Origin of the sequence: Mucilaginibacter rubeus (assembly GCF_014643835.1) — a bacterium.
Lineage (GTDB): Bacteria > Bacteroidota > Bacteroidia > Sphingobacteriales > Sphingobacteriaceae > Mucilaginibacter > Mucilaginibacter rubeus.
The window spans coordinates 1,623,022-1,631,557 of the sequence record NZ_BMKD01000001.1; the positions used below are offsets into that span (position 1 = coordinate 1,623,022).

At 42.2% G+C, this 8,536-nt stretch carries 7 protein-coding genes; 4 read left to right on the forward strand and 3 right to left on the reverse strand.

Annotated features, from left to right (window positions below):
• Nucleotides 1–12 precede the first annotated feature (12 nt).
• Entirely contained in the window at nucleotides 13–438 is a 426-nt protein-coding gene (locus IEX80_RS06570; protein WP_188832383.1) for a QcrA and Rieske domain-containing protein, read from the reverse strand.
• Between the two features lie 334 nt (nucleotides 439–772).
• On the opposite strand from IEX80_RS06570, the gene IEX80_RS06575 reads away from it, so the two are divergent.
• Nucleotides 773–1,810: a zinc-dependent alcohol dehydrogenase family protein gene (locus IEX80_RS06575; protein ID WP_188832384.1), complete on the forward strand. Its 1,038-nt coding sequence runs from the start codon at nucleotides 773–775 to the stop codon at nucleotides 1,808–1,810.
• A 59-nt stretch (nucleotides 1,811–1,869) separates the two neighbouring features.
• Nucleotides 1,870–2,712: a universal stress protein gene (locus IEX80_RS06580; RefSeq protein WP_188832385.1), complete on the forward strand. Its 843-nt coding sequence runs from the start codon at nucleotides 1,870–1,872 to the stop codon at nucleotides 2,710–2,712.
• A gap of 191 nt (nucleotides 2,713–2,903) precedes the next feature.
• Here IEX80_RS06580 and IEX80_RS06585 read toward each other — a convergent pair whose 3' ends face one another.
• Both IEX80_RS06585 and IEX80_RS06590 read right to left on the reverse strand, forming a co-directional pair.
• Nucleotides 2,904–3,974 carry an AI-2E family transporter gene (locus IEX80_RS06585; protein WP_188832386.1) on the reverse strand — a complete coding sequence of 357 codons (1,071 nt, stop codon included), beginning with the start codon at nucleotides 3,972–3,974 and terminating at the stop codon, nucleotides 2,904–2,906.
• A 234-nt stretch (nucleotides 3,975–4,208) separates the two neighbouring features.
• On the reverse strand, nucleotides 4,209–4,712 hold the full coding sequence (locus IEX80_RS06590; protein WP_229701534.1) for a DUF2231 domain-containing protein: 504 nt from the start codon (nucleotides 4,710–4,712) through the stop codon (nucleotides 4,209–4,211).
• 102 nt (nucleotides 4,713–4,814) lie between these two features.
• Between IEX80_RS06590 and IEX80_RS06595 the strand changes: the two genes are divergently transcribed.
• Together IEX80_RS06595 and IEX80_RS06600 are read left to right on the forward strand one after the other, a co-directional pair.
• Complete coding sequence (locus IEX80_RS06595; protein ID WP_188832387.1) at nucleotides 4,815–5,672, forward strand: universal stress protein; 858 nt, start codon at nucleotides 4,815–4,817, stop codon at nucleotides 5,670–5,672.
• Between the two features lie 34 nt (nucleotides 5,673–5,706).
• Nucleotides 5,707–8,223: a cation-translocating P-type ATPase gene (locus tag IEX80_RS06600; protein WP_188832388.1), complete on the forward strand. Its 2,517-nt coding sequence runs from the start codon at nucleotides 5,707–5,709 to the stop codon at nucleotides 8,221–8,223.
• Nucleotides 8,224–8,536: the final 313 nt, after the last annotated feature.

Sequence of the window (8,536 nt, forward strand, 5' to 3'; positions counted from 1 at the left end):
TTTATCAACGGGTTAAGAGAATATCCACAACGAGGTGCCGGTTAAAGTTGTTTGATATACGGTAAGGTTGCGGTTTGCAGGCGAATTTTTAACAACTCCGGCTTCGGAGAAAGCGGAACCATGATTATTGCAAAAAAACTGCCGTTCGCTGCTCTGATAAATAAGGGGATAGCTTTCATGGGTGCAGGATTGCTGAACAGCAATATAGCTGCCGGTTGTTGTTTTAGCCACTATTACACCTTTTGAGGCAAGATAGCCGCCGTTCACGAGTAAAGCCGAGTTTGCTGAAAGGCTGAGATCAAGTGTAAAGTCCACGCCGGTTGGCCCGGTGATACCTGCCGACGCATTGTCGGATTTTTTACTGCAGCCCATACAGTTAATCAGCGCGAATGACGCTGCCGTAATTCCGGCAATTGATAGAAATTCTTTTCTGTCCATAAATTTAAGATCGGGGTATATCAATAAATCTCAACCAACTTAAACAAGCCTCCTAAAGGTAAATCTCTGCGTAAAGCAATTCAGCTTCAGGTGCGTTTATTTAATTATTGCAATAGTATCTTTACATTCTGTAGTTTACATGAAATCACGTGTATTTAACAGATTTTAACAGATCGCGAATTATAAAACAAACCTCCCACATATAAGGACCTCCTTAAATATCCGCCATTTTCAAATAGTGATATATATCATTTATTTACCTGACGACCAGCATCATAAAAAAATAAAACAACAGCAATTTTGTGCTTAACATAAGTAGGTTAAAGCAGAAAATATGAAAGCATTAGTTTATCACGGCCCAGGTCAGAAAGCCTGGGAAGAAAAGCCCAAACCGGTACTGCTGTCAACAAGCGATGCCATTGTAAAAATCCTGAAAACAACGATTTGCGGTACAGATCTGCACATTATGAAAGGAGATGTTCCTGAAGTTGCCGATGGCAGGATCATCGGGCACGAAGGCGTGGGTGTGATCGAAGAAGTGGGAACCACTGTCAGTAATTTTAAGCCGGGCGACCACGTGATTATATCCTGTATCACATCTTGCGGTAAATGTACCTACTGTAAAAAGGGCATGTATTCTCACTGTACAGATGGCGGTTGGCTATTAGGGCACCTGATTGACGGCACGCAGGCAGAATATGTTCGTATCCCCCATGCAGACAACAGCCTTTTTCTGGTACCCAGCGGTTCTGACGAAGAAGCATTGGTGATGTTAAGTGATATACTGCCTACGGGCTTTGAATGCGGCGTATTAAACGGCAAAGTACAACCTGGAGATACTATAGCCATAATAGGTGCCGGCCCGATCGGGATTGCCACTTTACTTACCGCACAATTTTATACACCTGCGGAAATTATCATGATCGATCAGGATGATAACCGGCTCAATGTGGCCAGGAAATTCGGTGCAACACAGATTATTAATAGCCGCAATGAAAATACAATTGAAGCGGTAATGAAACTCACCAACCAAACCGGCGTTGATGTGGCGATAGAAGCTGTCGGTATTCCCGAGACATTCGAGCTATGTGAGGCGATTATAGCCCCCGGCGGCCGTATCGCCAACATTGGCGTTCATGGAAAAAGTGTCCGTTTACACCTGGAAGACCTGTGGTCGAAAAACATTACTATCACGACCAGGCTCGTGGACACAGTGACTTCACCAATGTTGTTAAAAACGATACAATCAAAAAAAATAGCGCCCGCCAAACTAATCACACATCGTTTCAGATTAGATCAGGTGGCAGAAGCATACGATACATTTGGCAATGCAGCCGAAGCGAAAGCGCTGAAAGTTATTTTAAGCTCTTAAACAACATGCATATACGTGCCGAATAAAACAACATCACAACCGTTAAACCTCGAATAATTATGGAAAAGATATTAGTTACAACAGATCAATCCGTTAATTCCAAAGCGGCCATCCGTTTTGCGATTAAACTGGCCAGCCAGCGTAAGGCCGAATTAACCATCCTTCATGTATACCATCTTTTAAAACCCTTCAAATGGACAGACCACGCTTTTGCGGCGTATACCAATGAATTCAGAAAAAAAACGACAGAAGAATTGTCATCATTTATTGCAGGCATCTATCGTGATATCGATGAACGCGAAATTAACTACCAATTAGTTTTGGTATCCAATATCGATGTAGTTGATGGCATCACAGATTATGCCAGCAGGAACAGTTGTTCCTATATCTGCATCAGTACCCGTGGAGCGGGCACTATCGCAAAAATATTCGGCACGCATACCGCAAAATTGATCAGCTGTTCGACTGTGCCTGTTATATGCATACCAAGCACATACCATTTAAAAGAATTGAAACACATCCTGTATGCTTCGGATATGACCGACTATGAAAACGAATTAAAAGAAGTTGTCGATTTTGCCAGGCCAATTGGTGCCAGTGTCGAGATGGTACATATCGCCTATCCTAATGAATTTGCTTTTGACAAAGAGTTGGCTGAAGCCACTTTACAGAAAAAAAATAGTTATAAAATTAGCCTTTTAAACCTGCAAAGAGATGTCAACAATAATTTACTGGAAGATATAGATCACGCTGTTAAGATCAGCAAACCGTCCCTTTTGGTCTTATTCACTCATCAGTCCAGATCTATGCTCGAAAAACTATTTTTCCCTTCTAATGCCACAGAATATTCCTTTTATGGAAAGGTTCCTTTACTCACCTTTAAAAAAAAGGAGGGCAAATAATTTTGCTAAGGTCCGCTCCTTGATATATGGATTGCCATTTCTGTAGTGGACCACCGTTAATTGTCTTTGTTATACCCCGCCTGCGTTTAGTATTATTATAAGTTGTGGCTGACCGCTACAACAGCCAGCCTGTTGCCATTAGTTGTTTTTCAGGGCTGCAAAGCTTTCCAGAAAATACACAACCGGAAGAGTTAAACCTGCATCTGGCTCTTTACAGGCCGCTCATCGCCCAATAATACACCCCATTGCCTATAATTTTCGCTGCGGTCAAACACGATCTTTAAAATGGATAGTACCGGCATCGCCAGGAACATGCCCGAAAGCCCCGCCATGCTTCCGCCAATAATAATACCAACGATGGAAACAAGCGGATTAATTTTCACCTGCGACCCTACGATACGCGGCATTAAAATATTGTTATCCAGAAACTGTACCACTGTAATCGCTCCCAATACAATCAGCACATCTGCAACACTATCTGACGAAGCGAGCGTTAACAGCACACCCAGAATATTGCCGATCAGGGCACCCAGGTACGGGATCAGGTTCAGAAAAGCGAAGATAATACCAATGAGCAGTGCATTCTGAATATTAAAAGACCATAATATGCCACCCAAAAGAATAATGATATAGGTAATCTGTATCAGCAGCCCTACAAGATAGCTTTTAACCATTTTTTCAGTTTGCCTTACAGCTTCCTCCACATTCAGATACTCCTCTTTGTTAAACCACATCAGCAGAAATCTTAAAAAAAGGTTCCTGTATAGAATGATCAGGTAGATATAGATCGGCAATAACCCAATAAATATAACCATGCCAGACAAAGATCCAGCCGCGCTGCTTAAAACTCCGCCTAAAGAACTGAATAACTTTTTGCTTTGCACATTAATGAATTTCACTTGCTCTGCCGGGGAATATCCAAATGACTTGCTGATCCAGATACTTAGGTTATCCAGGTGTTTGGCCACGGTACGTTGAATCTGCGGAAAATCATCAACCAAAGCACCTATCTGACTGGAGAACAACCAGATGATCAGCGCCACGATGACCGTTAATAACAATATTGGCAAAAAAACCGCAATAACCTCCGGCACTTTTAGCTTCCTGAAAAAACGAAAGACGGGTAAAAGTACCAGGCTGAAGAAGAACGCCATCAACAAAGGCATAATGATCGTATTTCCAGCTATGATGATGGTTCCTAAAACAAACAGGCCAATTAGTTCTATGGCCCGTTTCACGGTTACCGGCATTTCTTTTACCATGGGAGCAGTTTTACACTTTTAGGGGCGCGCTTTTTTTATTACCCAATATAAGCCTTTTATATCGGTTTCCCATTTCGGAATAATAAGTACGCGCGATTCCTCTAACAAATCAAGGATGGTTAAGCTGACAATAATAATGTCAAAAGTAAGGGAGCCGTCGATAACCTATAAAAGGTAATGGCATTTACTATATAATAACTCCGTTATGCGTGAGGTTGACGAGTATAACGCTATTCAATCATTATCATTTCTCTGTTTTAAAGGAGATATCGTATCAGTTCTGATTTCCGAATGCCTGATTTGTCCGCCTAAATACCCAGTCCTAGCAATCAAGCCAAAGCTTATCAAGGATACAGCGAGCACTATTAACGCTATACGCCTAACCTGTGATGTATTTTTTAATGTTGCAAAAAGCCCGATCAGGGAAACCCCACCTGTAAGTATTAAAGCGATCAAAGATACCAGGGCGAACTCCTCATGATCTTCAATGAGATATTTAGATATTCCTTTTAAATGTTCAATGGTTTCTTCAGCACCCTCGCCTGTTGCATAGGCTATACCGGCCCCAATTGCTGAGACAATCAAAACATTATAAGCAGCGATTAGTGTACCTTTGTTCCTTTTCCATATCCCATGGATCAGGACAAATGCCCCCAAAGCCGTACCAACGATAGGCAGGTGGGTGATCAGCAGGTGGATGTGTGTTTGGTTCATGACTTTTTTATCAAAGGTGATCAACTAATAGCACTGTTTAAATAGCAGTAATCAAGCTAATAAATGATCTTAATCATTTATTGTCGGGTAATGAACGGATAGCTTTACAATCTAAAGAATTACGCCATGAAGATGATTCTAATGCTCACTGACTTTTCGATAAATGCAAACCACGCCGCAAAAACCGCCGCAAAAGCGCTGAGGAATTTAAATGCAGATATACTGCTTTACAATACTTATTATGACCACCCTATACTTCCTACATATGCCGGTGGCCCCTGGGTGGTAGAAGAATTCGTTTTTCGTAAAGATGAAAGCGCGGCACGACTGGGCCAATTGGCTATTCAACTAAGGCATATTATTGCAGATCTGAGTACAGAAGGCGTTGAACCTAAAATTGATTATCAATTTGGTGAAGGTTCACTTGGCAGAAATACAGCGGCGGTTATTCAGGAGAACAATGTTGACCTTGTTGTAATCGGCAGTAGTACAGACAGCTCTTTAGACCACTTGATCTTCGGCAGAGATACGATGCAGGTGATAGATCATTCGTCCTGTCCCGTATTGATCATCCCGCCAACAGCAGATTTAGCCCGGCTTAAAAAAGTAACGTTAGCCACGGCTTTCGAACTGGCCGATATCAATGCAATCAATTACTTAACCGGCTTACAAAAACAGTTAAACTTTCACCTGGAAATTGTCCATGTATCCGCCATAGAAGAGGAAGGCGATCCTGTAAAAGAAAAGGCTTTACTTAACCATATTGATGCAATCAAACAGGATAATATAACCTTTCAGGAAATAAGGGGAAAAGACGTGATTAAACGATTAAATAGGTTATGCAAAGATAACGGATCGGATATACTTGCACTTGTTCATTATCAAAACTCTTTTTTGTCGGGGTTGTTTGACAAGTCTACAACGGTGGCCGCTTTAGACAACCAGCATTTACCTCTGATGGTCATTCCGGCTGAAATGGTCTGATCGACTCGTGACTAATTATTAGCTGATCAAATAAATGGCAATAAATAATTTCGATATACAGGGCCTGAGCGAACAGGAAGTACTTGCGGCGAGATCTAAATACGGAGCGAACAGCCTTTCGTTTAAGAAAGAAAACGGATTTGTTAATGCGTTGATAGGATTGACAAAAGAACCGATGGTAATCTTATTGTTGGTTACCTCATGTATTTATTTTATTAGCGGAAAGGCCGGAGACGGTATTTTTTTAGCTTCAGCAATTGTACTCGTGGCGGGCATATCTTTATATCAGGACTCCAGAAGCCGGAATGCACTCGAAAAATTGAAGGATTTTTCGCAACCCAAATGCAAAGTGATCAGGCACGGAGAAGTTTTGGAGGTAAAAAAGGAAGAACTTGTTATTGGCGACAGCCTGATGGTAGAGGAAGGCACTTTTATTACTGCTGATGGTGTTATTGAACATTCCAATGATTTCTCAATCAACGAAAGCATTCTCACAGGCGAATCCCTGGCTGTTTTTAAAGACAAATCCTCTGCAGACAATCTGATTTTCAGTGGCACAACAGTAGCAAGCGGACTGGCCATTGCAACCGTAACGGCAATAGGTAATCAAACACGATTAGGTAAAATTGGCGGGAGCCTGGAATCTATAGCGGAAGAAAAAACACCCCTGGAAATACAGATCAGCAATTTTGTAAAGAAAATGGTGATCGTGGGAGTAATTGTGTTTCTGACGGTGTGGGGAATAAACTATTTTCATTCGGCAAATATCTTAGACAGTCTCCTTAAAGCGCTTACGCTGGCCATGAGTATCCTGCCCGAAGAAATCCCCGTTGCGTTTACCACCTTTATGGCGCTTGGGGCCTGGCGGCTTATGAAAATTGGCGTCGTTGTTAAGCAAATGAAAACGGTGGAGACTTTGGGCAGCGCATCGGTTATATGCACTGATAAAACCGGCACACTAACCGAGAATAAGATGAGCCTGGCGAAAGCGTATGTCCTGAAGGAAGATTGCATTTATAATCTTAATGAAAAGCAATTAAACAGCGCAGCAGCAGAGCTAATCGCGCTTGCCATGTGGGCCAGCGAACCGATCCCTTTTGATCCCATGGAAGTTGCCCTGCACAATGCCTACACCCACACAAATCTGGCAGATGAGCGTCCGGATTATAAAATGGTCCACGAATATCCGCTGGGCGGCAAGCCGCCGATGATGACCCACCTTTTTGAAAATAAAAAAGGGAATCGCATTATCGCAGCCAAAGGTGCGCCTGAAGCATTGATCGGCGTCAGCAACTTAAATCAACCCCAGAAAGAACATGTGACTGCTGCAATAGCTGCTTTGGCTATCGAAGGTTACCGGGTATTGGCCGTAGGAGAAGCAAATTTTGTGGGAAGTGATTTCCCTGCTACACAGCAGGAGTTTCATTTTGTATTCAAAGGGCTGGTTGCATTTTATGATCCGCCCAAGAAAAACATCACTACTGTACTACAGGGCTTTTACAAAGCTGGTATCAAGGTTAAAATCATCACAGGCGATAATGCAGAAACTACCGGTGCTATCGCGAAGCAAATTGACTTCCGTGGAGCAGACCAATGTATCAGCGGAGACATGCTGATGCAACTGTCAGAACAGGAACTTAGGGAGAATGTGAAGAAAGCCAACATTTTTACCCGTATGTTCCCGGATGCCAAGCTAAAGATCATCAATGCTTTAAAAGCCCAAAATGAGATAGTAGCTATGACCGGAGACGGAGTTAACGACGGCCCCGCGCTGAAAGCGGCGCATATAGGCATTGCGATGGGAAAAAAGGGCACAGAGATAGCGAAGCAGGCTGCCTCATTAATTTTATTGGAGGATGACCTTTCAAAAATGGTTGATGCTGTAGCCATGGGCCGGCGTATCTACACCAACCTAAAAAAAGCCATACAGTATATTATCTCCATTCACATCCCTATCGTATTAACGGTATTTATACCACTGGCCTTAGGTTGGATTTATCCGAATATTTTTTCACCGGTGCATATTATTTTCCTGGAACTGATTATGGGGCCGACTTGTTCGATCATTTATGAAAACGAGCCCATAGAAAAGAATGCCATGTTGCAAAAGCCACGTCCGTTCAGTACTACTTTCTTTAATTGGAAAGAGTTGGCGACCAGCATAGTACAGGGGGCAGCCATCACAATCGGTACACTCACAGTCTACCAATATGCCGTAAGCAAAGCAGCAGATGAACAAGTAACCCGTACCATGGTATTTACCAGCCTGATATCGGCCAATGTTTTGCTCACCTTAGTAAATCGCTCGTTTTACTACTCGCTGTTTACCACAATCAAATATAAAAATAACCTTGTGCTCCTGGTTGTCGGGCTCACAATCTTTATATCATCTTCACTGATATACATCCGCCCTTTAGCAGTTTTCTTTGGTTTCAACTCGCTAAATATGAGTGACCTGGTGATCAGTATTATTATAGGGTTTACCTCCGTCATTTGGTTCGAGCTTTATAAAGCATGGTTACGTAAGGGCTCAGATGTAAAAACCTCGTGATAGAAAATACGTTGATCGTACATTAAGATTTTGAAACAGTCACTTTAGATGGAGAATTAAACCTGATGACACTCCTTATCAATGGAGTAAGACAGGATCTTCTTCTGTTTCATCTTACCTGTTATAGTTAGCATCGTGTTAAATATTCTTTGGAGGCTCTACAGCTTTATTGTGCCGCTTGTTACCACTGTCTTGTCCTGAAATAGGTTTACACATCAGTAAACAAAAATGGAAAGATATTCAAAAGTGTATGGGGGTAAATGGCAGAGCCAGTACAGTGAGGAGTTTAAGCGAAAAATTTGCCAGGAATATT